This window comes from Oceanobacillus sp. FSL H7-0719 (assembly GCF_045040795.1).
GTDB lineage: Bacteria > Bacillota > Bacilli > Bacillales > Amphibacillaceae > Oceanobacillus.
In genome coordinates this window covers 382,110-405,061 of sequence record NZ_CP150301.1, presented here as the reverse complement: position 1 = coordinate 405,061, position 22,952 = coordinate 382,110, and the positions used below count along the sequence as shown (strand labels likewise).

The 22,952-nt window shown below is 36.2% G+C and carries 29 protein-coding genes, 1 pseudogene and 1 other annotated feature; of the genes and pseudogenes, 11 read left to right on the top strand and 19 right to left on the bottom strand.

From position 1 onward, the window contains the following. Positions 1-5: 5 nt before the first annotated feature. Genes NST93_RS01985 through NST93_RS01970 form a run of 4 tightly spaced genes read left to right on the top strand, consistent with a single transcriptional unit; the run spans position 6 to position 3,731 of the window. On the top strand, positions 6-1,229 hold the full coding sequence (locus tag NST93_RS01985) for an ABC transporter permease (protein WP_405100691.1): 1,224 nt from the start codon (positions 6-8) through the stop codon (positions 1,227-1,229). Further along, positions 1,226-2,356 carry an ABC transporter permease gene (locus tag NST93_RS01980; protein WP_405100689.1) on the top strand — a complete coding sequence of 377 codons (1,131 nt, stop codon included), beginning with the start codon at positions 1,226-1,228 and terminating at the stop codon, positions 2,354-2,356. Before NST93_RS01985 ends, NST93_RS01980 begins: the two co-directional genes overlap by 4 nt. After that, a complete protein-coding gene (locus tag NST93_RS01975) occupies positions 2,349-3,020 on the top strand; it encodes an ABC transporter ATP-binding protein (protein WP_405100687.1) in 672 nt (223 codons plus the stop codon). The genes NST93_RS01980 and NST93_RS01975 overlap by 8 nt, the downstream gene beginning before the upstream one ends. A gap of 60 nt (positions 3,021-3,080) precedes the next feature. Next, positions 3,081-3,731 (top strand): lytic transglycosylase domain-containing protein, encoded by a 651-nt coding sequence (locus NST93_RS01970; protein ID WP_405100686.1) that lies wholly within the window; start codon positions 3,081-3,083, stop codon positions 3,729-3,731. 221 nt (positions 3,732-3,952) lie between these two features. Here NST93_RS01970 and NST93_RS01965 read toward each other — a convergent pair whose 3' ends face one another. Together NST93_RS01965 and NST93_RS01960 are read right to left on the bottom strand one after the other, a co-directional pair. Beyond that, positions 3,953-5,038 carry a M42 family metallopeptidase gene (locus tag NST93_RS01965; protein ID WP_405100684.1) on the bottom strand — a complete coding sequence of 362 codons (1,086 nt, stop codon included), beginning with the start codon at positions 5,036-5,038 and terminating at the stop codon, positions 3,953-3,955. Positions 5,039-5,111: 73 nt separating this feature from the next. Beyond that, positions 5,112-5,597, bottom strand: a complete 486-nt coding sequence (locus NST93_RS01960) for a dUTP diphosphatase (protein ID WP_405100683.1) — start codon at positions 5,595-5,597, stop codon at positions 5,112-5,114. A 116-nt stretch (positions 5,598-5,713) separates the two neighbouring features. Between NST93_RS01960 and NST93_RS01955 the strand changes: the two genes are divergently transcribed. After that, positions 5,714-6,106 carry a sigma-w pathway protein ysdB gene (locus tag NST93_RS01955; RefSeq protein ID WP_405100681.1) on the top strand — a complete coding sequence of 131 codons (393 nt, stop codon included), beginning with the start codon at positions 5,714-5,716 and terminating at the stop codon, positions 6,104-6,106. 16 nt (positions 6,107-6,122) lie between these two features. On the opposite strand, the gene NST93_RS01950 is transcribed toward NST93_RS01955, so the two are convergent. The 5 genes from NST93_RS01950 to infC form a co-directional block, all read right to left on the bottom strand. Continuing rightward, the gene (locus tag NST93_RS01950) at positions 6,123-6,722 is read right to left on the bottom strand and encodes a TVP38/TMEM64 family protein (RefSeq protein WP_405100679.1); all 600 of its coding nucleotides are present in this window, start codon (positions 6,720-6,722) and stop codon (positions 6,123-6,125) included. Between the two features lie 134 nt (positions 6,723-6,856). Then, the gene (locus NST93_RS01945) at positions 6,857-7,129 is read right to left on the bottom strand and encodes a DUF1294 domain-containing protein (RefSeq protein WP_405100677.1); all 273 of its coding nucleotides are present in this window, start codon (positions 7,127-7,129) and stop codon (positions 6,857-6,859) included. 237 nt (positions 7,130-7,366) lie between these two features. Beyond that, positions 7,367-7,726 carry a 50S ribosomal protein L20 gene (gene rplT / locus NST93_RS01940; RefSeq protein WP_405100675.1) on the bottom strand — a complete coding sequence of 120 codons (360 nt, stop codon included), beginning with the start codon at positions 7,724-7,726 and terminating at the stop codon, positions 7,367-7,369. A 59-nt stretch (positions 7,727-7,785) separates the two neighbouring features. Then, a complete protein-coding gene (rpmI, locus tag NST93_RS01935; protein WP_405100673.1) occupies positions 7,786-7,980 on the bottom strand; it encodes a 50S ribosomal protein L35 in 195 nt (64 codons plus the stop codon). Between the two features lie 57 nt (positions 7,981-8,037). Further along, positions 8,038-8,541, bottom strand: a complete 504-nt coding sequence (infC, locus tag NST93_RS01930) for a translation initiation factor IF-3 (RefSeq protein WP_405100671.1) — start codon at positions 8,539-8,541, stop codon at positions 8,038-8,040. A 71-nt stretch (positions 8,542-8,612) separates the two neighbouring features. Beyond that, positions 8,613-8,737: a sequence feature (ribosomal protein L20 leader region), on the bottom strand. Between the two features lie 216 nt (positions 8,738-8,953). On the opposite strand from infC, the gene NST93_RS01925 reads away from it, so the two are divergent. Further along, entirely contained in the window at positions 8,954-9,124 is a 171-nt protein-coding gene (locus tag NST93_RS01925) for a DUF5325 family protein (protein ID WP_405100669.1), read from the top strand. A 15-nt stretch (positions 9,125-9,139) separates the two neighbouring features. Here the strand turns inward: NST93_RS01925 and NST93_RS01920 are convergent, their stop codons facing one another. Both NST93_RS01920 and NST93_RS01915 read right to left on the bottom strand, forming a co-directional pair. Then, entirely contained in the window at positions 9,140-9,946 is an 807-nt protein-coding gene (locus NST93_RS01920; protein ID WP_405100667.1) for an inositol monophosphatase family protein, read from the bottom strand. A 132-nt stretch (positions 9,947-10,078) separates the two neighbouring features. After that, the gene (locus NST93_RS01915) at positions 10,079-10,276 is read right to left on the bottom strand and encodes a hypothetical protein (protein ID WP_405100665.1); all 198 of its coding nucleotides are present in this window, start codon (positions 10,274-10,276) and stop codon (positions 10,079-10,081) included. 260 nt (positions 10,277-10,536) lie between these two features. Between NST93_RS01915 and NST93_RS01910 the strand changes: the two genes are divergently transcribed. Beyond that, positions 10,537-11,154: a YktB family protein gene (locus NST93_RS01910; RefSeq protein WP_405100663.1), complete on the top strand. Its 618-nt coding sequence runs from the start codon at positions 10,537-10,539 to the stop codon at positions 11,152-11,154. 35 nt (positions 11,155-11,189) lie between these two features. Here NST93_RS01910 and NST93_RS01905 read toward each other — a convergent pair whose 3' ends face one another. From NST93_RS01905 to NST93_RS01860, 10 genes are all read right to left on the bottom strand, one after another. Next, entirely contained in the window at positions 11,190-11,456 is a 267-nt protein-coding gene (locus NST93_RS01905; RefSeq protein ID WP_405100662.1) for a UPF0223 family protein, read from the bottom strand. 9 nt (positions 11,457-11,465) lie between these two features. After that, entirely contained in the window at positions 11,466-12,422 is a 957-nt protein-coding gene (locus NST93_RS01900) for an NAD(P)H-dependent flavin oxidoreductase (protein WP_405100660.1), read from the bottom strand. Positions 12,423-12,738: 316 nt separating this feature from the next. Next, positions 12,739-13,617, bottom strand: coding sequence for a polysaccharide deacetylase family protein (locus NST93_RS01895; RefSeq protein WP_405100658.1), 879 nt, complete (start codon positions 13,615-13,617; stop codon positions 12,739-12,741). A gap of 202 nt (positions 13,618-13,819) precedes the next feature. Continuing rightward, a complete protein-coding gene (gene lpdA / locus NST93_RS01890; protein WP_405100656.1) occupies positions 13,820-15,229 on the bottom strand; it encodes a dihydrolipoyl dehydrogenase in 1,410 nt (469 codons plus the stop codon). 4 nt (positions 15,230-15,233) lie between these two features. After that, positions 15,234-16,508 (bottom strand): dihydrolipoamide acetyltransferase family protein, encoded by a 1,275-nt coding sequence (locus tag NST93_RS01885; RefSeq protein ID WP_405100654.1) that lies wholly within the window; start codon positions 16,506-16,508, stop codon positions 15,234-15,236. Between the two features lie 25 nt (positions 16,509-16,533). After that, complete coding sequence (locus NST93_RS01880) at positions 16,534-17,511, bottom strand: alpha-ketoacid dehydrogenase subunit beta (protein WP_405100653.1); 978 nt, start codon at positions 17,509-17,511, stop codon at positions 16,534-16,536. A gap of 3 nt (positions 17,512-17,514) precedes the next feature. After that, positions 17,515-18,558: a pyruvate dehydrogenase (acetyl-transferring) E1 component subunit alpha gene (gene pdhA / locus NST93_RS01875; RefSeq protein ID WP_405103735.1), complete on the bottom strand. Its 1,044-nt coding sequence runs from the start codon at positions 18,556-18,558 to the stop codon at positions 17,515-17,517. 456 nt (positions 18,559-19,014) lie between these two features. Further along, positions 19,015-19,470, bottom strand: a complete 456-nt coding sequence (locus NST93_RS01870) for a DUF2188 domain-containing protein (protein ID WP_405100651.1) — start codon at positions 19,468-19,470, stop codon at positions 19,015-19,017. A gap of 227 nt (positions 19,471-19,697) precedes the next feature. Continuing rightward, positions 19,698-20,354 (bottom strand): YkyA family protein, encoded by a 657-nt coding sequence (locus NST93_RS01865; protein ID WP_405100649.1) that lies wholly within the window; start codon positions 20,352-20,354, stop codon positions 19,698-19,700. Positions 20,355-20,658: 304 nt separating this feature from the next. Continuing rightward, positions 20,659-20,973, bottom strand: coding sequence for a YolD-like family protein (locus NST93_RS01860; RefSeq protein ID WP_405100647.1), 315 nt, complete (start codon positions 20,971-20,973; stop codon positions 20,659-20,661). 378 nt (positions 20,974-21,351) lie between these two features. On the opposite strand from NST93_RS01860, the gene NST93_RS01855 reads away from it, so the two are divergent. From NST93_RS01855 to NST93_RS01840, 4 genes and pseudogenes are all read left to right on the top strand, one after another. Then, positions 21,352-21,597: a hypothetical protein gene (locus tag NST93_RS01855; RefSeq protein ID WP_405100645.1), complete on the top strand. Its 246-nt coding sequence runs from the start codon at positions 21,352-21,354 to the stop codon at positions 21,595-21,597. Between the two features lie 40 nt (positions 21,598-21,637). Further along, entirely contained in the window at positions 21,638-21,985 is a 348-nt protein-coding gene (locus NST93_RS01850; RefSeq protein WP_405100643.1) for a hypothetical protein, read from the top strand. Positions 21,986-22,477: 492 nt separating this feature from the next. Then, positions 22,478-22,651 (top strand): annotated as a pseudogene (locus NST93_RS01845) (tyrosine-type recombinase/integrase); the annotation flags it as partial. A 55-nt stretch (positions 22,652-22,706) separates the two neighbouring features. Beyond that, a complete protein-coding gene (locus NST93_RS01840) occupies positions 22,707-22,934 on the top strand; it encodes a tyrosine-type recombinase/integrase (RefSeq protein ID WP_405103733.1) in 228 nt (75 codons plus the stop codon). Positions 22,935-22,952 lie beyond the last annotated feature (18 nt).

Genomic DNA, 22,952 nt, shown 5'->3' with positions numbered 1-22,952 from the left:
CTTTTATGCATTTTATAAAGCATATTCTACTTTTCATAAAAAAATATTATATGCAAATTTGGAGGAAGTGGTTTTCACTTCCTTTTCTTTTATTACTTCCTATTCTCATGATTGGGCTCATAGCCTTTATGCTTATTTCTTTCTTCTACCAAGAAGAACAGAGCCCAATTCAAATTGGGATTGTTGATTTCGACCAATCCGAGGAAACACTGCTCATCAGCTCCCTTATTGAGGAGTCTTCTCAATTAAGTTCATTCATGCAAATAAAAACGATGTCTGAACAAGAAGCCAATCAAAAAATAGCGGCAGACGAATTAGGAGCATATCTCATATTCCCTGATAAATTTACGAATGGTATATATACAGGAGACTCAGTCAATCTATCAATTGTGGGAAATCCTAGCAAGCCCGCTGAAAGCTTCATGATTTCAGAGCTTATTAATAGTGTTATAAGACAAATTCGTAACTCACAGGCCAACATACTCTCGTTAAGTCATTACGCGAAAGAAATTGGTATGTCAGATAACGAGAGAAATGATTTTGTATTCGAGCAATTTAAGGAGCATGTTTTTCATACCTTAGGTCGTGAAACAATTATTTATGATAGAGAAGCAGTTAATAAAACAACCTCCTCTCCTTTACATTATTTTAGTATTGGGAGCTGGTTCATCATTACGAGCCTATGGTTATTGATAATTTATCAGTTCCTATCAAAAAAAGAGCAAAGGCTAATCAGCAGCAGAATAAAATTATATGGTGTTACAGAGTTACAGCAAATTTTCGCGAAATTATTCGTCATTTTTACTTTTGTCTTACCTCTATCATTTTTAGCCTTTTTAGGGATGTATCATATACTGGATTTACAGTTGGCAACAGAAAATATTGTTCGTCTTGGTATCATTATTTCACTACATAGTCTTTCTTTTCTTATCTTTTTAGCAATTATTGAAGTAATCATGAAACAAGAAAAGCTTCGCATGCTTGTACAAACAGCAATTACTCTGGTTTTATTATTAATCAGCGGCGCAGTAATCCCTACTATTTATTTCCCTGTTTGGGTAGAAGAAAGTATTCCATATCTGTTTTCAGCAGAAGCTTTCAGCTGGTTAACCGATATTATTTTAAACCAGCGATTCTATGCGGATTACATACCACTGTTATTAATGACTTCAGTTTTTATGTTTGTATTAATTGCCGTGTCAATTTTGAAGGAGCGTGTAAAAGAATGAAAGCTATTTTAAAAACACGCCTTATGCTTTGGAAGAAATCTTGGTTTTCATTGGGATTTTGGCTTTTACTGCCACCTTTTCTGACAATAGGATTGCTATTCGTTGCTAATCTCATTCAGGAAGATAGTAAAATACCAGTGGGCATTGTTTTAGAGGAAGAAACACCTTTAACAACAAATTTAATTACCGAGCTAAAACAATCACCCTTGCTTCATGTCGTAGAGACGACTGAAAATAAAGCAAAAAGGCTAGTGGAAAGTCATGAATTGGACAGTGCTTTTATCATTAGACAAGGCTATGATACTAATATTAAAGAAGGCAACCGGAATAGATTAGTAGTTGGTTATCAATCCGACCTGTCTTTAGCTTATCCAGTGATTAGGGAATCAATTCTGTCACTGATCCAAAAAGACAGCGGGCGGGCGAAAACTGTCGAAACTGTTCACTCAATTGCTTCTTCAGCGAATCAGAACTGGTCTGAAACTGAAATTATCAATCGAGTTATTCAAACAGAGAGAAATCAAGATTTGTTAAACAGCAGGTTTGCCTTCGCAGGAGAAAAAACTTCTAATACAAGTGAAGATATTTTATTATTCAACAGTCCATGGTTAATTTGGGCAATTCTCAGCTTACTGTCTACCCTGTTAATATTTGACTGGTTAATTAAAGAAAGACATGCCAACGCTATTCCGCGCCTGGTATTTTCCAGGTTTTCAATCAAAGGCTATTTATTATTGAATACTTTATTATATATAATTGTCTTTTTTGTTCTTGACAGCATTACTATATTTCTCTTCAAGCAATTATATAGTACGGATATCAGTATAAGTTTGCTGCTGCAGCTGTTTAGCTTTCGCCTAACAACAACAGCATTCACTTTTATGCTTGCTGTATGTTTTCAAAAGGTTACAATCTATTATGCGATAAGTTTTATCATTACTTTGCTTGTTACCATTCTAAGCGGTGCAATTATCCCAATTGAAGGACTGAACTTTCGTTTTGAATGGATTGAAATATTGAATCCAATTCAGCCATTTCTAGCAGAAAAGCTTTGGAGTCCTTGGATTCTTGTATTTCTTTGTTTTATCAGTATTTGGTTCGCTAAAGGAGAGAAACAGCATGCTTAAACTCAACCAAATCTCAAAATTATATGGCAAGAAAACAATTCTAGATAAGATAGATTTTATAGTAGAGCCCGGAAAAATAATTGGACTTGTTGGTGAAAATGGTGCAGGTAAGTCTACTTTATTATCCATATTAGCTACATTAAAAAAGCCAACAAGTGGAGATATTCATTTATTTAATTTGAATTACAAGCAAAACAAAAAAGACGTTCGCAAAAACATTGGCTTTGTTCCTCAAGATATTGCAGTTTGGGAGGAACTCTCCGTTAAAGATAATATGAAATTCTTTGAAGAATTATCTTGGGTTAAAAGGTCTGAGCTCGAATTAAAACAGCTTTGCCTTGATATGAAGCTGGAAAAATGGAATGAACCGGTAAAAACATTGTCTGGTGGAATGAAACGCAAATTAAATCTCGCTATTAGTTTTATTCATGACCCTGCCCTTTTGCTCCTTGATGAGCCGACTGCAGGAATAGACTTAAAGTCACGTATGGAAATCGGGGAATACTTAAAACGGCAAGCAAAAGAAAATCATAAAATGATTATTTATATCTCACACGATATGGATGAAATCCGTTCACTGTGTGATATGGTCGTTTGTATTGGAAATGATCCGTTTTATAAAACTATTTTACAAGAAGATAAGAAACCAATTATTTCTTTTTAAATATTGATTTAATCCTATTTTACTAGTAAAATAGTCAGTAGAAAAGGAAGGGATAATCGAATGGAAATAAATGATTTACAACAGATGATTCAGATGCAGGCATTATCAGCAATGACTTCAGGATCAGGATTGTCAGCACCAGCAAATGATGCATCACTTGCTGACGCAGCTTTTAAACAAATGCTTCAAGAAAAGATTAATCAAGCAATGATGATGAATCAGCAGAATCTGGATCAACCAGTGAGAAATAATGTTCAATCATCTGTATCACAAACTTTTGCGTCACCAATTTATTATCCTAATATAACTAATAATAATAATAATACAAATAACTCTACAGCATATGACACTTATATTGCCGAAGCAAGCCGTATTTATCAAGTAGATGAAACACTTATTCACTCTGTAATTAATGCAGAATCAAGCTATAATCCAAATGCTACAAGTTCCTCAGGCGCCCAGGGCCTTATGCAGTTAATGCCAGGCACTGCGCGCGGACTTGGTGTCGTTAATTCTTATGACCCGCGTGAAAATATATTAGGCGGAACAAAATATTTGCGACAAATGCTGAATAAGTATAATCAAAATACAGAACTCGCACTGGCTGCTTATAATGCAGGGCCAGGCAATGTTGACAAATACCAAGGAATACCACCCTTTACAGAAACAAGAAATTATGTAGGCAAGGTAATGAACAGCTATTTAGCTTAAAATGCAAACAGCAAGGTATACACATACCTTGCTGTTTTTGTATCTATCAAATTCCTTCATTTGTACAACGCTGATTTAACTAAAATGTTTTATATCGTAATAATATTAAAGTAACTCTGATGTCTAATGAATAACCCTGCAGCCTTCATTCTTCTTTTCACAGAGTAGTTTCCATAGAAATACAGTCAAATCATCAGCTGTTCCACATACTGTTAATAAGATTAAGCTAGGATTAATTCTTTTACTGTATCTGTGTCAAGCTGCTTAATTACTTCAACAATAAGTTTTACTGCATTTTCGAAATCATCACGGTGGAGAATTCCTGCATGCGAATGAATGTAGCGTGTTGCAACAGTAATTGATAATGATGGCACCCCGTTAGCTGTCAAATGAATTGAACCGGAGTCTGTTCCGCCGCCGGCAATTGATGTATATTGATAAGGAATACCGTTGTCATCAGCTGTCTTTACAACAAGATCACGCAATCCTTTATGGGAAACCATAGAAGCATCATAAAGCACGATTTGCGGGCCTTTGCCTAGCTTGCTGTCTGCTTCATGTGCTGCAATCCCTGGAGTATCTCCAGCAATGCCAACATCGACTCCAAAACCGATATCTGGTTCAATTTTATGTGCTGATGTTTTAGCACCCCTTAAACCGACCTCTTCTTGAATCGTTCCAACACCATATACAATATTGGGATGATCGACATCCTTTAATTGCTTCAATACTTCAATCGCTATAGCAAGTCCAATACGATTATCCCAAGCTTTTGCCATCAGCATTTTCTCGTTTTTTAATGGAGTAAATTCGAAATAAGGCACAATCGATTGGCCAGGACGAACTCCAAACTCTTCAGCCTCTTTCTTGCTCGAAGCTCCCACATCGATAAACATATCCTTGATGGCATATGGCTTCTTCCGTGCTTCGGCTGAGAGAACATGTGGCGGTTTAGAACCGATAAGCCCCGTTACATCCCCTTCTAATCCCATAATTGTGACACGCTGTGCCAGCATCACTTGATTCCACCAGCCGCCCACGGTTTGAAAATACACAAACCCCTTATCATCTATACGCGTTACCATAAAACCAATTTCGTCTAAATGACCTGCAATCATAATTTTAGGTCCATTTGCATCTCCTGCTTTTCGAGCAATCGAACTTCCTAAATTATCTGTTACTACCTCATCTGCATATGGAGAAATATACTTTTCGAATACTTCTCTAACTTCTCTTTCATTGCCGGGAATCCCATTCGCATCAGTTAAGTCCTTAAGCATTGTCAATGTTTCATCCATTTTCGTCATTATGTGCACCCTTTCTCACTACATTATCTTCATAGTATAAACGTTTAAAATTCAGATTTCAAAGAATGAGTAATTAATACCCAGAATCCTGTCGTTCAAAATTGATTTCATTTTTCTTGAAATATGCAGCCTGGATATCCGTTTCTGAATATCCTAGTATTTTCCCTAACTTTAAATACTCGTGAAATAATGTGTTGTATTTCTCCAAGGAAGGATCTTGTTTAAAAAGAGATGCTTTCGTAAAAATTTCATTAAATTGCTCTGTTTCATTTGTTTCTGCTGCCTGTACATCTACGCTAAGATAGCGAAGATGTTTTTCTAAACCAATAGATAATAAAAAGTGTATTCCATCTACATATTCATCAAGAATGGTTTCATCCTCGCTTCTTTGTTTATTACTCCAAAATTTAAAACAGCGTGTTTCATTTGCAAGTTCGCCCAGCTCCACTAATAACGCTAAATACCTTTCATTAAATAAATCTTTTCCTTTCAAATTGTGATTTTCAGCAATATAAGAATCAAGCTGTTCTTGCATGACATAGAGTTTTTCCCAGTTCATATTTCCTCTTCTCCTCTTTTGTTTTTTCTATCGTAACATGTTTTTTTGTTAAAAGTGAAACCTTATAAAGTAACGTTTCGTACATATAGTATATAACAAGCAAGGGGACGATGGAAATGCTCGTACTTTTATTTCGGATACTTATTCTGCTTGCAATCATTATCCTTGTATATACTTGGATTGAATATTTAAAAAGCCCAGAAAGAAAAATGAGGATTGCTAAAGATTTAAAAACCTTTTATTTCGCTGATGAACCAGATAACAGTAAGAAAAATATTCAATTTGTATATCGGGGATGTCTTTTTGAAGCTGAAAAATATTTAGGTGCAACAGAAAATTCCTTTGAAGTTTTAAACATACATGTAACTGTCCGCAAGCCTATTGAGTTAAATGGCATTACGCGTGATGATATTTACTTCCTAGAAAATGAGTTATTATTGCGCTATCCGTACGCTAAAATTGAATGGAAGCATCCAATCAATAAGTTAATTTTAACACCTGTAGAATAACACAAAACACACATCATTATAATTTCATTGATGTGTGTTTCGTGTTACCTGTAATCGGAAAGAAATCCTGCCATCTGATAATAATCTCTTTTTTTCGTAATAAGTAAAGTAAACATAACAGAAGCATCATAATTAAGATCACAGCAAGTGGTGAAAGACTGGAAATGGTACCACCAATAGAGGTATAAACTAATGCAAGGGGCATATTTGATAGTAAAGAGGCCTTCGCGTAGTCTCTAAATCCTGATGAAATTTCAATTAGACAAAGCGATAATAGATGAAAGTGAATAAAGGGCACCAGCCTCAATATTACAATTTGTGATCTTGTGAGCTCTCTATTCTCTCCCATTAAACGCTGTTTAATCCGCGATACGCGATTAAGTGTATTCGGCAACTTGCAATAGATGCCATAAAACAGAATACTCGATAGTGTAATTCCAATTAAAGAATAAAAACTGCCAGCAATTGGGCCAAACATAATCCCGCCTAATATACAAATAAACACAACTGGAATAAATAATAATGGTCTGAGTAGATGAAAGCAAATAAACAGTATCGGTGCGAACAGTCCTCCAAGTTCAATATACATGATGAGATTCGCTCCTAATGCTTCCATGTCCCTCCCCTTTCTTAGACTAGAGCATTTGCAGCATAAACATAATTGCTGGAAAACGATGCAGAATAACAAACTCTTTGGATTTTCCACATGATTTTCCAGCTATCTAATGTATATGAAAGCAAACCAATCTTTTATGACATATAGATAAATACATATGTAAAGGCTGCTAAGTTGAAGACAATTAAAAGAGGTATTCCAATCGTAAATTTCCCATGTTTCGTTTTATGTCGAAATATTTTCATCCCAATATATGTACCAATTGCTCCACCTAAAAAAGAAAGTAAAAAGAATGTTCTTTCAGGAATGCGGAATTGATTTTTAATTGCTTTTTGCTTATCAACTCTCATTAAAAACAATGTAAGTAAATTCACTGCTGCAATGTATGCCAAAATTGAGCTATCCATTCAAATCCCCCTTGTTTTCGTTTTATAATGATCTTATGCAAATTTAGCCTAGTGGCAGTCTTTTCCTGACGAATAGGCTTTGGGTCAGATTACATCACTCTGCGTGCAAGAGAGACGTAATTGAACCGAGAACTGCCAATAGAGTTGAATAGAATAGGAAGAAAACTATATTAAAAACTGCAGGCTGCAACAAAAAAGGTCAAATCCGTTCTATATGGAATGGATTTGACCTTTTTGTTATTTGCTTAGAGCATCTTTAGCTTTGTTTGTTAATTGTGTGAATGCTTCTGTATCATTAATTGCTAATTCAGAAAGCATTTTACGGTTGATATCAATACCAGCAACTTTTAAGCCATGCATTAATTTGCTGTATGAAATATCGTTTAAGCGAGCTGCAGCATTAATACGTGCAATCCATAATTTACGGAAATCACGTTTTTTCTGTCTGCGGTCACGATATGCATATTGACCTGATTTCATTACTTGTTGTTTTGCTACCTTAAATAACTTACTCTTTGAACCATAATAACCTTTAGCTAATTTAAGGACGCGTTTGCGACGCTGGCGTGTTACTGTTCCACCTTTTACACGTGCCATGTTAATTCCCTCCTAGTACGAATTCATTCCAAATTCAAATTGATTTCTGTTTTCTTTGCTTATCTTGGAAGCATAGAATTGATGCGTTTGTAATCTCCAGAAGAGACGATTGCACCTTTACGTAATTTACGTTTTTGTTTTTGAGATTTATTTGCGAACAAGTGACTTGTATATGCATGAGATCTTTTTAGGCTTCCAGATCCAGTTCTCTTAAAACGTTTTTGTGACCCTTTATGGGTTTTCATTTTTGGCATCGAATTTCCTCCTCAAATAAATTAAAGCAGTATTTATTGCTAAGAAAGTATCATTTATTATTTATCAGCTAATGGAGCGACCATCATAAACATGTTACGGCCTTCCATCTTAGGCTTTTGTTCGACTGTTGCGATATCCTTCACTTCTTCAGCAAAGCGATCTAATACTTCACGGCCTAGTTCTTTATGCGTAATTGCACGACCGCGGAAGCGAACAGCAACTTTCACCTTATCGCCTTTTTCCAGGAATTTTCTAGCATTCTTCAATTTTGTTTCAAAATCATGATCGCCAATACCTGGTGTAAAACGTACTTCCTTCACATTAATAACTTTTTGCTTCTTACGTGCTTCCTTTTCTTTCTTCTGCATTTCGAAGCGGTATTTCCCATAGTCCATGATACGAGCAACTGGTGGTTTCGCGTTAGGTGCTACTAATACTAAATCTAAATTTCTTGTCTGCGCAATCTTCATTGCTTCTTGATGTGATTTCACACCGAGCTGATCACCATTTGAATCGATAAGACGTACTTCTCTAGCACGAATTTTCTCATTGACATTCATATTATCTTTGCTAATCTCGAGCCACCTCCGAATATTTTGTGTTGCTGATCCTTTTTGACAGGTTACTTAATAAAAATAAAAAAGCGTCGGTACATAATGCACCCACACGTTTCCCTCAATTTTTAAAAATCATTAGGAACCAGTCAACTGCAATTAGCGTCGAACAGGTGAGAAGCGGGTGCTTCTACTTGTCTTTTAGATCATATAAATTTATTCAACTTTTATAGTATAGCACCGTCAGCAAACATTGTCAAGTGGTTCGTTTAATGTTCCGCCGGCATTGCAACTATATAATGAATTATATCATACTCTATTTATTGTAGCAATAAAATTTTTATTGTATCTCTCAACTTTGAATAACTTTTAAATTTACTATATACTACAATTGGTTAAATAGTTTAGGGGTGCTAATATGAAAAATATTGATTGGCCATTTTTATTTCTCGCGATTTTGGTAGTAGCAATGTTTATTGGTGTCGGATACACCATAGCTTTACGCAGTATTTGGCTTATTATTTTATTTATTGTTTTGGGATTCGTCCTTATGGGCTATGGACTTTCTTTAAAGAGAAAACGAAAGTGACTGTATATCTGTCAGTCACTTTCTTCCTTTTTCTATAAAGTGATGCAACTGCTCCTGTATCATAGGATTACATGCTAAAATCGAATTTATCTTAAGCCTATTTAAATCCTCTCCATATAAATTCGTTGTAACCCCGCCAACTTCATTTACAAGAATAATTCCTGCAGCAATATCCCATGGTGCTAATCGCATAGATAGGTAAGCATCAATTATCCCTTCAGCAACATATGCGAATTCCAATGCGGCCGAACCATATGTGCGGCTTCCCCGAACAGCGCGAACCAATTGCTGCATTGACGTTTCCTGCACAAAGCTATTTTCACATAAAAAGTAGTGGTTCATACCAAGCAAAGCTTCTTCAAACTTCAAATTAGATTTCAATTGAACTAAAGGCTGTTTATTCTTATATGCCCCTTCTGATCGTTTAGCTTGATACAGCTCGTCAGCCATAACATCGTAAATTAATCCAATTTCACCAATTCCGTCATGATAAATTCCAATCGAGATAGCAAAGTTCTTTTTTTGATGAACAAAATTCATAGTTCCATCAATTGGATCAATAATCCAAACAATACCATCCAATGTATCCACTTGGTCACCGAATCCTTCTTCTCCTATTATTAAGTGACCAGGAAAAACTTCCTTTATTTTTGAAATAAAAAAAACCTCAGTCTGCTTGTCCATTTCAGTTACAAGATCATTAGGATTAGACTTTGTTGTAATAATGCGCGGTTCATTTATTTTATTCCTGATTTGTTCACCTGCGGCCAATATCCACTGCTTTGCATGAGTGTATATTTTATCACGAAGTATGTTATCCATTTTTTATTCCCCCATCATCCCTGTCCATCTTTATTTATTGTATCAAATCTCAAACTATAACGATAATTAAAAGGACTTCGTATTTATTAGACCATCGTGTACGATACCCCAATAAATACGAAGTCCTGGTTTTTATGCATCTTCGCCCATAATGTCCGTTAATTGCTTGTGCAGAGCTGTAAGTCTTTCTTTACTTAAAATCATTTCAACTTTATCTTCAGCCTGCATTGCATCATAAAGATTCATCAGTTCATAATCTATTTCCATCCGAATAACTGGCAGCTTTTGCTTTGCTTCCTGTCTTTCTATGGCTTGCATAAGATATTTCACTTCAATCACACCTCTCTATATGATGTTTATGATTTCGGCTTTAATTTAGTTTATGATTTATATTTCAGGAAGTTCGTTTATTTTAAAGCAGATATATCTTTAACATCTTTAAAATAACTTTTCCCAAAATCAATGTGATTTAAACATTTGAATCCTTAAACTTTCGCGCTGCTAGGCTTTTTTCAGAGAGCTGTTGATTGACAAAATATGAATTGTAATTAATAATAATTATAAATAAGCACTTAGAAAGGATGGAGCATATGAGTTTTACTGGCTTTCAAAAAACTGATTTTGATACATTTTTAATAGATGGACTGGATGCTAGAATGGAAGCAATTCAGACGCGAATTCAGCCAAAATTTCAAAAACTTGGTTCAGAGCTTACTGAAGAACTTTCACTAAAGCTTGGTAATGAGATGTATTTACATATTGCTAAACATGCGAGAAGAACGGTTAATCCTCCTAAGGATACCTGGCTGGCTATTTGTGATAATAAACGCGGCTATAAGAAACATCCACACTTTCAAGTAGGTTTATTCGATGATCATTTATTCATCTGGCTCGCACTCATTTATGAGCTTCCAAATAAACAGAATATCGCAAAAGCATTCCTGGAGAGCTTTGAGGAAATCAAAGAACTTCCAGATGATTTTGTTGTTTCACTCGACCATATGAAAAAAGATTCTATTTCACTTGCTGATCTTAACGAGGAGCATCTCCACCGCTTTCATAATGTGAAAAAAGCAGAGTTTCTTATCGGAAAACATTATGAAATGAATGATCCAATCATCAAAGATGGCGATAGACTTTTCGAAGTAATTAAAGCTGCCTATGAAAGTCTGATTCCGTTATATAAACTTGCTAAAGCAAATAGCTAAAACAAAAGGAAGCACAGCTTAAGTGCTTCCTTTTATTACATTCTAATATTTTTTTGTTCTGTTTCTTTTATTTTTTTAATAACCGAAAATGCTTGATAGCCGGAAGCTTCCTTAAACGCTGCAAATAATTGCTTTTCCTCGCTCTTTGACGGAACGATTTCTTTGAAACGGCGGTATAAAGTAATAACGTCTTCACGGCTCACCTGATTTTCATAAGCTTTTTCAATCAACGTAAAAAATTGAACGATGTCAATCATTTCTTCTTTAGACCAAGAATCATTTAGTGGATATTCATACCCCATTTTATCACCTCATTTTGCCCATAGTTTTCGTATTTCATCTGCTTCTTTAATAATAGATGCAATTAATTCATCAACAGTTGGAATATCATCAATCCTCGCTGCGGACTGTCCAGCCCAGCCAAACCCTTTAGAATCATCACCTTCTAATATATATCGATTGTTCACTTTTCCGCTTATGTAGTCCTTTAAAGATTCATATCCCAGATTCTCTTTCTCTATTTCAAGTATTTTTTCAGTCCAAGGACTATTTAGCACTCGTGCAGGTGCACCAATTGTTCGTTTAATAACAACAGTATCATTTTCATCTGCATTAAGAATTGCTTGCTTATAATTTGGATGTGCATGACTCTCCTTTGTTGCAATAAATCTAGTCCCCAATTCAATCCCTTCTGCTCCCAGACTTAGTGCAGCCATAAGTCCGCGTCCATCTGCAATACCCCCGGATGCTATAACAGGAATAGAGATATTGTCAACAACCTGAGGAGTAAGAACCATTGTACCTACATCACTGCGTCCTAAGTGACCTCCGCCCTCCTGCCCAACGACCATCACGGCATCTGCACCTAATTCTTCCGCCTTTTCTGCTTGACGTCTGGCTGCCACTAGCACTAACTTTTTAATATTATGTCCTTCAAGCATATCTAATACTCCTTTAGGATTACCACCAGTAACAGAAACGGCTGGAACTTTTTCTTCAATTGCTGCTTCTACCATATCTTCAAACGGTCTGCCGTGTTGACCAATTGCAAAATTCACACCAAACGGTTTATTTGTCAATGCCTTTATTTTTCTGATTTCAGCTCGCAACGCTTCAGGACTTTCAAGTGTCATTGCAGTGATTTGCCCTAATCCGCCCGAATTTGATACAGCCGCCGCTAAATCCGAATAGGCTAGGTAAGCTAGTCCCCCTTGAATAATTGGATAATCAATATTCAACAGCTTCGTAACTCTCGTTTCTAACGTCATAAAAATTCCCCTTCCCTTTCTTTAATACTCTATTTATAATTAGTTTATCATTAGTATTTATTTTCTGTTAATTATATACTAAACTTTCACAGGAGGAAAATGCCAAATTCATGTTGACATCGTATTATAATGTTCATTGACAATAAATGAAGCAAGCTCGCTATGCGATATCTTCCGCATATTAGAAAAAGTATCCTCACACAATGTATTAGTACAAAAAACAGGCTATCCACTTCAATTGCGTGTATTGGCATTTTAAAAGAGGAAACAGCTGTCACACTGCATCCTCCTGGGTTCTTCCATATCAATCAATTATTTACTTGATTGTTTCTATTAAAGCTGGATCGACTGTTTCGTACCCGCTGTCACGAAGGCCCGACACAATTTCTTCCAGCGCCTCATTCGTCCACGCTCGATCATGCATTAATAAATTCGCTCCAGGTTTCAATAAAGAATATGGTACATCTACCTCTGGTCCTTCCCCGGTAATCATCGCTTCCGCCAATTTTTGAGCATCCATATAAGGTTCAAAATAGTCATAGCCGTACGTCCAATTCATAAGCACCATTCCCTCTTCTTCAGCCAGCGCCTCAGAGAAATCGGTATTCATACCATTTGGTGCCCGGAAAAACTTTGGTCGTTCTCCGATAATTTCCTCTACTCGGTCACTTAAACTAACGATTTCTTCATGCTGTTCCTCTTCAGGGATATCTGTCAGCAATGGGTGATTATATGTATGGTTACCAATTAAAAATCCCATTTCATGAAGCTGTTTTAAAGCCTCTTCTTCTTCGGGTGAATCTAAGAAATGTCCATTCACAAAGAATATTGCCCCAGCGTCTAACTTGCTTAACGTTTCTGCCATCTCGAGCGCATGGTCACCTGGTGCATCATCTATTGTAATGAGAACAACATTTTCATTAATACCTTCTTCTATCGGTAATACAGTTGCATCTTCACCAATAATGTATTGTGCTTCTCGTGTTTCTTGCTCTTCTTCATTTTCGTTTTCTATTTCACCCTCTGTATTTTCTTGTAAATCTTCCTTCACTCCATTATTACTTTCATCTGCCTTTTCTTCTGCACCTGCTGCTTCATTCTCATTGTTTTGCTCTTCTTCAGGATTATCCTCTTTTTCAGCACAAGCAGCGATAAATAAGAGCATCATTAATAAAATAACACTTAATTTCTTCATTCCTGGTCCCCCTTGATGTCATTATCTACTTTATTATAGTAATTCAGCAGTTTGGTTACAACGATAAACATATTGCTGGTTAAATACACTATTTAACTATAACCCAAAATCTGACAAACTAATCCTTCTATGAAACTTTTATTTTTAAATTACAATAAAAAATGGCAGCTCATAACAAGCTGCCATTTCTGTAAAGTAATATTTATTTCATCATATGAACTGGAGTTCCAAGAGCAACCTCTGCTGCTTCCATTGTAATTTCTCCTAAAGTTGGATGTGCATGGATTGTAAGCGCAATGTCTTCTGCAGTCATTCCAGCTTCTACAGCCAGTCCGATTTCAGAGATCATATCACTTGCATTCGGTCCAGCAATTTGTCCACCTAACACAAGTCCATCCTCTTCACGAGTAATTAGTTTTAAGAAGCCATCACTATTATTAAGTGAAAGCGCACGGCCATTTGCTCCAAATGGGAATTTACCAACTTTTACTTTATATCCTTTATCTTTCGCTTCTTGCTCAGTTAATCCTACTGTCGCAAGTTCTGGATCTGTAAACGCAACAGCTGGCATGCCAATATAATCAATCTCAGATTTTTCTCCACTAATTGCTTCTGCAGCAATCTTACCTTCGTAAGACGCTTTATGTGCAAGTGGGAGACCTTCAGTAATGTCGCCAATAGCATAGATATTATCAATGTTTGTACGACATTGTTTATCTGTTTTAACCAGACCTCTATCAGTAAGCTCAACACCTAGAGCTTCCAGACCGATTTCTTCTGTGTTTGGTCTGCGGCCAACCGTAACCATTACATAATCCGCTTCAACCGTTTCTTCTTTCCCCTTAGCTTCATATGTAACCTTAACACCAGTGTCCGTTTCTTCAACACCTTTAGCCATTGCTTCAGTTACGATTGTAGCACCTTTATTTTTCAGGCGTTTTTTAACAAGCTGAGTCATTTGTTTTTCAAAGCCGCTTAAAATATCTTTTGCTCCTTCAAGGAACACAACTTCTGTACCAAAATTAGCATAAACAGAACCTAACTCAGTTCCAACATAACCCGCACCTATTACAACAAGTTTTTTAGGTATTTCTGGCAGATTTAATCCACCAGTTGAATCTAATACACGTTCAGAAAATTTAAAGCTAGGAATTTCGATTGGTGATGAGCCAGTAGCAATAATACAATTATTAAATTTATATGTCTGAGAGTTTTTCTCGTCCATAATTTTAGCAGTATTTTTATCTACAAAATAAGCTTCACCTTTAACAATGTCTACCTTATTGCCCTTAAGAAGGCCTTCAACACCTGAAGTTAACTTTTTAACGATGGAATTCTTCCAATCTTGAACTTTAGAAAAATCAATAGAAACGTTTTCTGCTTTAATGCCAAGCTCATCCACTCCATGAGCATCTGCAGCTTTATGACCTGCTGAAATTAATGCTTTAGAAGGAATACAGCCCACGTTTAAGCAGACTCCGCCAAGTGCTCCCTTGTCAACGATTGTTACTTTTTGACCTAACTGAGCGGCACGGATTGCAGCAACGTATCCTCCAGGTCCAGCCCCTACAACTAGTGTGTCTACTTCTACCGGGAAATCTCCTACTACCATTTTCTTACGCCTCCATCATAATTAATTGTGGATCATTCAATACTCGTTTAATTTGATTCATTGCCATTTGTGCAGTTGCACCATCAACAATACGATGATCAAAGCTTAATGATAAAGCTAGTACTGGAGCAATTACAACTTCCCCATTACGTACGATTGGCTTATCAGCAATTCTTCCAATTCCTAAAATAACTGCCTCAGGATAGTTAAGCACTGGAGTAAACCATTGTCCACCTGCAGAGCCAATATTAGAAATTGTATTTGAAGCTCCTGACATCTCATCAGGTTTCAGTTTACCATCTCTTGCTTTTTCTGCCAAGGCGTTGATTTCCGCTGATATTTCAAAGATAGACTTTCTATCCGCATCTTTTACAACCGGCACTAGCAGTCCACGTTCTGTATCTGCTGCAATTCCTATATTGTAATAATGCTTTTGAACAATTTCATCTGTTTTATCATCAATCATTGAATTAATAACTGGATATTTCTTAGATGCTGAAATCAAAGCTTTTACAACATACGGCAAGTAAGTTAACTTGACATCCTGTTCTGCTGCAATTTCTTTAAATTTCTTGCGATGTGCGACTAACTCTGTAACATCAATCTCATCCATGAGTGTTACATGTGGTGCTTTTGTCTTCGAGTTAACCATTGCATTTGCAATAGCCTTGCGAATACTTGTCATCTTCTCACGTGTTTCTGGGTAAGTTCCAGTTGGTGCAGCAGGAGCTGCTTCTGACTTCCCGTCTGTTTCAACTGCAGCTTCGACCGCTTCAGTCTTCGGAGCATCACCACTTAAGAATGCATCAATATCTTCTTTTAGAATCCGGCCATTCCTGCCAGTTCCAGTAACATCTTTAATATTCACATCTTGCTCACGAGCATATTTTCTAACAGAAGGCATTGCAATTACAATAGTCGTATCTGCATCAGCATCTTCTGCTTTATTATCTGAAGTTTTTTCTTTGGTTTGTTCCTTAACAACTTCTTCTTGTTGCGTTTCTTCCGGTGACTCCTCAGCGCTATTATCTGACTCATAGCCTTCAGCATCGAATGTAATGAAAGTATCACCCACTCGAGCCACTTCACCTTCGTCCACATAAATTTTCTTAACTGTTCCATCAATTGGAGCAGGAATTTCTACAACCGCTTTATCATTTTGCACTTCACATAGGACATCATCTTCATTAATTTCATCGCCTTCTTTTACGAACCATTTCACAATCTCACCTTCAGCGATTCCTTCACCAATGTCCGGGAATTTAAATTCAAATGCCATAATTTTCTTACCTCCTGCCTTAAATTTAGAAGTTAATTACTTGGTTCACCTTTTCGATTATATCGTTATGATTCGGCAGCCAAACTTCTTCTGCTTCTGAGAATGAATATACCGTATCTGGAGCAGTTACACGCAATACTGGTGCTTCCAGATGCAGAATTGCTCTCTCTTGAATTTCCGCTGCAACGTTTGCTGCAATACCAGCTTGTCGTTGTGCTTCCTGTACAACTACTGCGCGATTTGTTTTCTCAACAGATTTTAAAACTGTTTCATAGTCAACTGGAGATACAGTGCGCAAGTCAATAACTTCCGCTTCAATCCCATTCTTTTCTAATTCTTCTGCAGCTTTAAGACAGCTATGAACCATAGCGCCGTAAGCAATCAATGTTACGTCCTTACCTTCACGTTTTACAGCTGCTTTCCCAATTTCTATCGTATATTCCTCTTCTGGAACCTCTTCCCGGAATGAACGATACAGTTTCATATGCTCCAGAAAAATAACTGGATCATTATCACGAATAGCCGAAATTAATAAACCCTTTGCTTCGTACGGTGTTGAAGGTATAACAACTTTTAGACCTGGCTGTTGTGCAACTAGCCCTTCAAGAGAGTCTGCATGTAATTCTGGTGTATGGACCCCGCCACCGAAAGGAGCGCGAACTGTAATTGGCGAACTGTAGTGACCGCCAGAGCGATAGCGCATACGAGCCATCTGCCCACTAATTGAATCCATTACTTCAAATAAGAAGCCGAAAAATTGAATTTCCGGTACTGGACGGTAACCTTCTAATGCAAGCCCAATAGCAAGCCCGCCAATACCTGATTCTGCTAGAGGTGTATCAAAAACGCGTGCTTCACCGAATTCTGCTTGTAATCCTTCAGTAGCACGGAAAACTCCACCATTTTGTCCAACGTCTTCCCCAAACACAAGCACATCTTCATTATTTTTAAGCTCATTGCGCATTGCGTCTGTAATTGCTTGAATCATTGTCATTTGTGCCATGATTTATTTCGACTCCTTTGCTTCGTATTCTTCCAGCTGCTCCTGTAAGTTAACAGGAAGCTCTTCGTACATATTATTAATTAAGTCAGTTACTTTTTGTTTTGGATATTGATCTGCTTTTTTAATTGCTTCTTTAATATCTTCTTTTGCTTCTTCAATTACTTTGTTTTCATCTTCTTCGCTCCAAAGATTTTTGCTCTCTAGGAATTTACGGAAACGAACAAGCGGATCTTTCTTTTCCCATTCTTTATCTAATTCATCCGTACGGTAGCGAGTTGGATCATCACCAGACATTGTATGTGGTCCAAAACGATACGTCAGTGTTTCAATTAATGTTGGCCCTTCTCCATTAACTGCACGGTCACGCGCGTCTTTAGTCGCAGCATAAACCGCTAGCACGTCCATTCCATCAACTTGGATACCCTCTATTCCAGCCGCTACAGCTTTTTGTGCCAATGTTTTAGCAGCAGTCTGCTTTTCAACTGGCACAGAAATTGCGAAGCGGTTATTTTGCACAATAAAGATTGCGGGAGCTTGGTATGCACCTGCAAAGTTGATTCCTTCATAGAAATCCCCTTGAGATGTACCCCCATCTCCTGTATAAGTAATCGCTACATTTTTCTTGCCGCGCAGTTTCATGCCTAATGCAACACCAGCAGCTTGAACATATTGTGCTCCAATAATGATTTGTGGTGCCAATGCTCTTAAATCATCAGGGAATTGATTTCCATGAAAATGTCCTTTTGAGAAAAGGAATGCCTGATACAATGGAAGACCTTGCCAAATAAGCTGTGGAACATCACGATATCCTGGTAAAATGAAATCTTCTTTTTCCATTGCAAAGTGACTTCCTAGCTGTGATGCTTCCTGACCTGCCGTTGGAGCATAGAAGCCAAGTCTTCCTTGACGGTTTAGCGCAATGGAACGCTGGTCAAGGATTCTTGTGTAAACCATTCGGCGCATTAATTCTTTTAAATCATCATCTGATAAGTCTGGCATGTCCTTTTCATTTACAACATTTCCATCCTCATCTAAAATTTGGAACATCTCAAATTTACTTTCAACACTTTCTAGTACATGTTTCAAGATGGTCACCTCTCCTTTTTTAATATGTAATATAATAAAAGCTAATTAACTATATTGATAAGACCTAACTGTACCGCTCTCTATCTTAACACCATTCATCTGTTATAGTAATCTAAAAATAAATACTGGTACAAAGTCTTTCTAAATTAGATATTAGCTCATAAATTGCATTTGGTCAAACACTTTGATTATCCAATAGGTTTTAGGTGTAAGCCTTATCACCTATACGATGTTATAGTACAAAAAACACTCCCCTAACTGTTGCAATACAGTTTTCACTTTCCTGCTAACACAGTAGAGCTGTTTAAACTTTTTAGTGTTTACTTCATCTGCTAAATGACCTTTCAAGGGGGATCCTGATTTTTACTGAGCAATATACACATATAAAAAAGGCTTAATCTTTCAGCCTTTTTTATATTATTTATTAAAATCTTTTTTATATTCAATGGTTCCGTCCTGTTTATAAACGGTAAGCGATTTTCCTTTATTATCTGCTATTTCCTCTCCTCGAACAACTGCATCTTTCTTATTAGCAAACGTCTCACTGACTCGCTCCGCTCCGCTGGATTTAACTGCCCAACCATCTTCATGAGCAATGACGAGCTCACCTTCATCCAGCCGTTCAGGATTACTCCTGTATTTTTGACCTTCTTTACTTCTTGTAGTAGGTTTTCCATGTTTCCGATATTCTTCTATTTCTTCGTCATCTCTATTTTCATGCCATTCCTTCGCCTGATCAATTGCAATCGGTATTGCTTGGTCATCTGAATAACCTTCGTCCAACATAGAATTCGCTATATCAATTGCCTTCTTTCTCGTAACGTTTTCCAAGTTTTTCATTGATGCTGGATAATCATCCATTGTCCAAGGCATTTATATCACTCCTTCTTATATAATTTATTATTCCCGGAGGGGCCGTATTGAAACATGGTTAATAATATACTTTTTCTTACTAGACATCCTGCTGGTTGTTCCAGTAAAAGTATATAGTTGTTATATTAAATTTTTACAGGTGTTACTATTTAACAGCGAAAAACCTTGTCCGACTATGCAGTAGTCGAACAAGGTTTTTAAAATTACATTTAAATAATTCTTCTTAATTATTTTTCTTCAGTTACAGTCAGTTGTGCTGCATCATAGAATTCTTGTTTTAAATCATTATATGCTACTGTAAGCTCGTTAAACTGTTCATTTGCAGTAAGGATTGTTTCATAGCTGGCATTAATCTTTTCGATATGCTCATTTAACGCCTCACGTTCAACTTCTTCCTGCTGCAGCATTTCATATAACTTCTTTTCTAAATCTAAAGATGTTGTATATGCTTCATTTAATTCATCATATGTACCATACCTGTCCATCATCGTCTGATACATTTCCTCACCTTTTGATTTCACTGATTCTTCTTCAAGATCAGCAATTAACTCTTCTATTGATTGGAATTCTTCTTTTGCTTTATGAATGCTTTCCTGTTCTATATTAATTTTTTCTGCACGTTCACTAACAATCGTTTGCGCTTCTTGTGAAAGCTTTGTAATTTCTTCAAAGTCCTCCATGCCTAATTGGATGATTTGACTATATAATTCCTGTTCTTGTTCCTCAAGAGCAGTAATTTCGGATTGCTGTGCTTTAAAGTCTTCCTCTAGAGTCACTGCTTCCTCTAAATGTGTATGTATTTTTTCTTCCGCACTTTCACCGCTGCATGCAGATAAAATAAAAATAAAGGCAATTAGTAAAAATGATACTTTTCTTAATGCCATCCCATGTAACCTCCTGTGAACATTATCATATAATTATGTTATAGAGTATAACAAACTTGGTTATTAAAGGCTATCATTTAATTGTCGAAAGTCATGTATTATCAACGCTTTAGGCTTGTATCATATATATGTCGAAACACAAATAAATAGAACGAAAGCTTTCTATCTGGGGGATGTTTGAGGATATATTAAATAGTGTGCAGACACTTAAAAATATGTTTACAATTAAATAAAGGAGGATATAATCCCTCTCTTTATATTTCATTAATCACACAAAAAAGCAGGAGACATCATTCTCCTGCTTTCAATCTATCCTGGCACCCGCAATACTGTCCAACGGGATCTCATCGTCCGCAAACCTCCCATAACTAAGTAACGGATCCGCTGCAAGTAATTTCCCTTCAATTTTATGACAATCATGGTCCTTAAAATATTCTAATTCGATTCTTAAATCATCTTTTAATGTCAGCTGCACTGTTAAATTTATTTCTTCTTTCAAATGCTCGTCGATAAAAGGTTTTTCTTTCCATTTCTCTTCTTCGCGTAACTTTTTCAGCGCTTCTACATGCTCCGGCAGCATTAAAGAAGTCTTTTTAATTATTCCTCTGTCATTGACCACTAAGCAATCCCCTTTCTCGGTCCAGCGGAAAGAATATTATCGAGCTTCAATGTGCGGTCCTTCTTGCGACAGTAACAATACACCAATGCATAATCAGCATTATATTTTAAAACTCTTACATAACGCTGTGTGAATTTATTTTCTTAGTCCATACAAAAGATGATGATTTTCTTTTTCTGATGCAAAAATCTATCAAACAAATTATCCATCTGTAAGACTACCTTTAAAGAACATTAAAATGAAAAGAAAAAATCGGATTTTCATTACAATAATATGTTTTTAATAGCAGCAAGAATCTTTTCATCTACACAAGTTAGTTAAGCATATGATGAATCACAGGACAATGAATTTAAAGATAATGATGAAGTAATCAGCCGCATGATGAAAACACCCAGTCTAAAGAACGTAAATGAATCCTTAAAAGAAACTCCGCCAAAGTTAGTAGATTTATTAAAAATGCCATCAAAGTTCCCTTTTAAAGTAAACATTACCGAAACAAGAGTAGATGATTTATATTACAGAGAAGTAAGGAGGAAATTAGACAATGGTGAAATAAAGTCAAGTATGAATGAAGAAAAGGTATTAGGAGACACAAAGAATTTACCTTATAATGAAATAAGGTAAAAAATAATTTAAGTTAAATATAAACACTGTAGAGGTGACTATGAAAAGACTAACTATAATTATATTAATTCTCTCTATTTTTGGATTGGCTGCATGTAATGAATATCAACGAGATGGGATGGTTTCGGATAGAAAGGGTATGTTTTCTCTATACGCTGTAGGTGATGAAGAAATAGATGTGAAATTGGATAAAGAATCCGATATTAACAATGTTTTTAGAATATCAAGTGAAACTGATTATGATAAGGCTGCAAGAGATACACCATATTTAGAATACAGTAAAGATAAACCAAATTATTTTTTATTCGATACAAAAGATTTAGTTTATCAGACAACTTCTTATGACAAATTAGTGGAATACTTAAAGGATCATCCTACCCCTAAATAATTTAAATTTCTTACTCAAAGATGCCACCCATTCCCCTTCTCATTCGATATTAATCATGAGGAGGGATTTTCTATGGAAAAAATAATACCAGGATATTTAGTTGGTTTCAGATTTGTGCATGATTTATGCAAGAACGATGATTATGATTTTACGAATGCTGGATGACAGAGATTAAAATTAGGCATAGTTTGAGTATTACCGAGTGTGTCAAGTTATGTGAGGAGATACCTGGAGTGGGATGTGGTTGTGCTGAAAAAGAAAAAGCCTCTTTATTGAGGCTTTTCTTCATCTTGATAATAGTATTTTAAAAAATACTCGAACAGTACAGTGAAGATGTATCATAGATCTTCAAGATAGCGGTCAATGCAGCAGTAATAAACAAGACAATAAAGGAAATAACTTTGCGCATATCACTGTCCCAGAAGATGGTAAAAGAACGACTAATTTTCTTAGTCAAGATGATTTAAACAAACTGTTGATTGCTGCAAAAAAGAATGGAAGTATCACACTTACAATCTAATTTCATTTGTTGCTAATACCAGTGTCCGAAAAGGTGAAGCTCACGGTTTGAAATGGCGAGAAATTGATTTCGATAATCAAACCATAAAAATAGAGCGTACCCGAGATACAGTCGGAACACACTCACCAAAAACATTAAAGAGTTGATGATGACTTTGTTTTTTTGCGTTAACGTGGAGCGAGTTCTGTTAGTGATTCATATATTAATGTAGGTTTCGCACTTCTTATTAAAGTAGCTGATATTAAAAAGATAACGCCACATGGGTTACGGCATGCACACGCGACAATACTTTTAAACAGAAAAGTTTCAGTTGCTACAGTGGCAAAAAGATTAGGGTATACAGCAAATGAAATCAACAGGGATTACGGACAATCAGATGGGGATGCAGATCTGCAAACAGTGGAATTTTTTTCAGCTATTCATATGTAATTACATTGGGGGAGCTTT

What these genes read in the sequence shown, in the direction of transcription:
- NST93_RS01985 (WP_405100691.1), top strand. Translation starts at nt 6, where the DNA reads ATGCATTTTATAAAGCATATTCTACTTTTCATAAAAAAATATTATATG.
- NST93_RS01980 (WP_405100689.1), top strand. Translation starts at nt 1,226, where the DNA reads ATGAAAGCTATTTTAAAAACACGCCTTATGCTTTGGAAGAAATCTTGG.
- NST93_RS01975 (WP_405100687.1), top strand. Translation starts at nt 2,349, where the DNA reads ATGCTTAAACTCAACCAAATCTCAAAATTATATGGCAAGAAAACAATT.
- NST93_RS01970 (WP_405100686.1), top strand. Translation starts at nt 3,081, where the DNA reads ATGGAAATAAATGATTTACAACAGATGATTCAGATGCAGGCATTATCA.
- NST93_RS01965 (WP_405100684.1), bottom strand. Translation starts at nt 5,038, where the DNA reads ATGACGAAAATGGATGAAACATTGACAATGCTTAAGGACTTAACTGAT.
- NST93_RS01960 (WP_405100683.1), bottom strand. Translation starts at nt 5,597, where the DNA reads ATGAACTGGGAAAAACTCTATGTCATGCAAGAACAGCTTGATTCTTAT.
- NST93_RS01955 (WP_405100681.1), top strand. Translation starts at nt 5,714, where the DNA reads ATGCTCGTACTTTTATTTCGGATACTTATTCTGCTTGCAATCATTATC.
- NST93_RS01950 (WP_405100679.1), bottom strand. Translation starts at nt 6,722, where the DNA reads ATGGAAGCATTAGGAGCGAATCTCATCATGTATATTGAACTTGGAGGA.
- NST93_RS01945 (WP_405100677.1), bottom strand. Translation starts at nt 7,129, where the DNA reads ATGGATAGCTCAATTTTGGCATACATTGCAGCAGTGAATTTACTTACA.
- rplT (WP_405100675.1), bottom strand. Translation starts at nt 7,726, where the DNA reads ATGGCACGTGTAAAAGGTGGAACAGTAACACGCCAGCGTCGCAAACGC.
- rpmI (WP_405100673.1), bottom strand. Translation starts at nt 7,980, where the DNA reads ATGCCAAAAATGAAAACCCATAAAGGGTCACAAAAACGTTTTAAGAGA.
- infC (WP_405100671.1), bottom strand. Translation starts at nt 8,541, where the DNA reads ATGAATGTCAATGAGAAAATTCGTGCTAGAGAAGTACGTCTTATCGAT.
- NST93_RS01925 (WP_405100669.1), top strand. Translation starts at nt 8,954, where the DNA reads ATGAAAAATATTGATTGGCCATTTTTATTTCTCGCGATTTTGGTAGTA.
- NST93_RS01920 (WP_405100667.1), bottom strand. Translation starts at nt 9,946, where the DNA reads ATGGATAACATACTTCGTGATAAAATATACACTCATGCAAAGCAGTGG.
- NST93_RS01910 (WP_405100663.1), top strand. Translation starts at nt 10,537, where the DNA reads ATGAGTTTTACTGGCTTTCAAAAAACTGATTTTGATACATTTTTAATA.
- NST93_RS01905 (WP_405100662.1), bottom strand. Translation starts at nt 11,456, where the DNA reads ATGGGGTATGAATATCCACTAAATGATTCTTGGTCTAAAGAAGAAATG.
- NST93_RS01900 (WP_405100660.1), bottom strand. Translation starts at nt 12,422, where the DNA reads ATGACGTTAGAAACGAGAGTTACGAAGCTGTTGAATATTGATTATCCA.
- NST93_RS01895 (WP_405100658.1), bottom strand. Translation starts at nt 13,617, where the DNA reads ATGAAGAAATTAAGTGTTATTTTATTAATGATGCTCTTATTTATCGCT.
- lpdA (WP_405100656.1), bottom strand. Translation starts at nt 15,229, where the DNA reads ATGGTAGTAGGAGATTTCCCGGTAGAAGTAGACACACTAGTTGTAGGG.
- NST93_RS01885 (WP_405100654.1), bottom strand. Translation starts at nt 16,508, where the DNA reads ATGGCATTTGAATTTAAATTCCCGGACATTGGTGAAGGAATCGCTGAA.
- NST93_RS01880 (WP_405100653.1), bottom strand. Translation starts at nt 17,511, where the DNA reads ATGGCACAAATGACAATGATTCAAGCAATTACAGACGCAATGCGCAAT.
- pdhA (WP_405103735.1), bottom strand. Translation starts at nt 18,558, where the DNA reads ATGTTCCAAATTTTAGATGAGGATGGAAATGTTGTAAATGAAAAGGAC.
- NST93_RS01870 (WP_405100651.1), bottom strand. Translation starts at nt 19,470, where the DNA reads ATGCCTTGGACAATGGATGATTATCCAGCATCAATGAAAAACTTGGAA.
- NST93_RS01865 (WP_405100649.1), bottom strand. Translation starts at nt 20,354, where the DNA reads ATGGCATTAAGAAAAGTATCATTTTTACTAATTGCCTTTATTTTTATT.
- NST93_RS01855 (WP_405100645.1), top strand. Translation starts at nt 21,352, where the DNA reads ATGATGAAAACACCCAGTCTAAAGAACGTAAATGAATCCTTAAAAGAA.
- NST93_RS01850 (WP_405100643.1), top strand. Translation starts at nt 21,638, where the DNA reads ATGAAAAGACTAACTATAATTATATTAATTCTCTCTATTTTTGGATTG.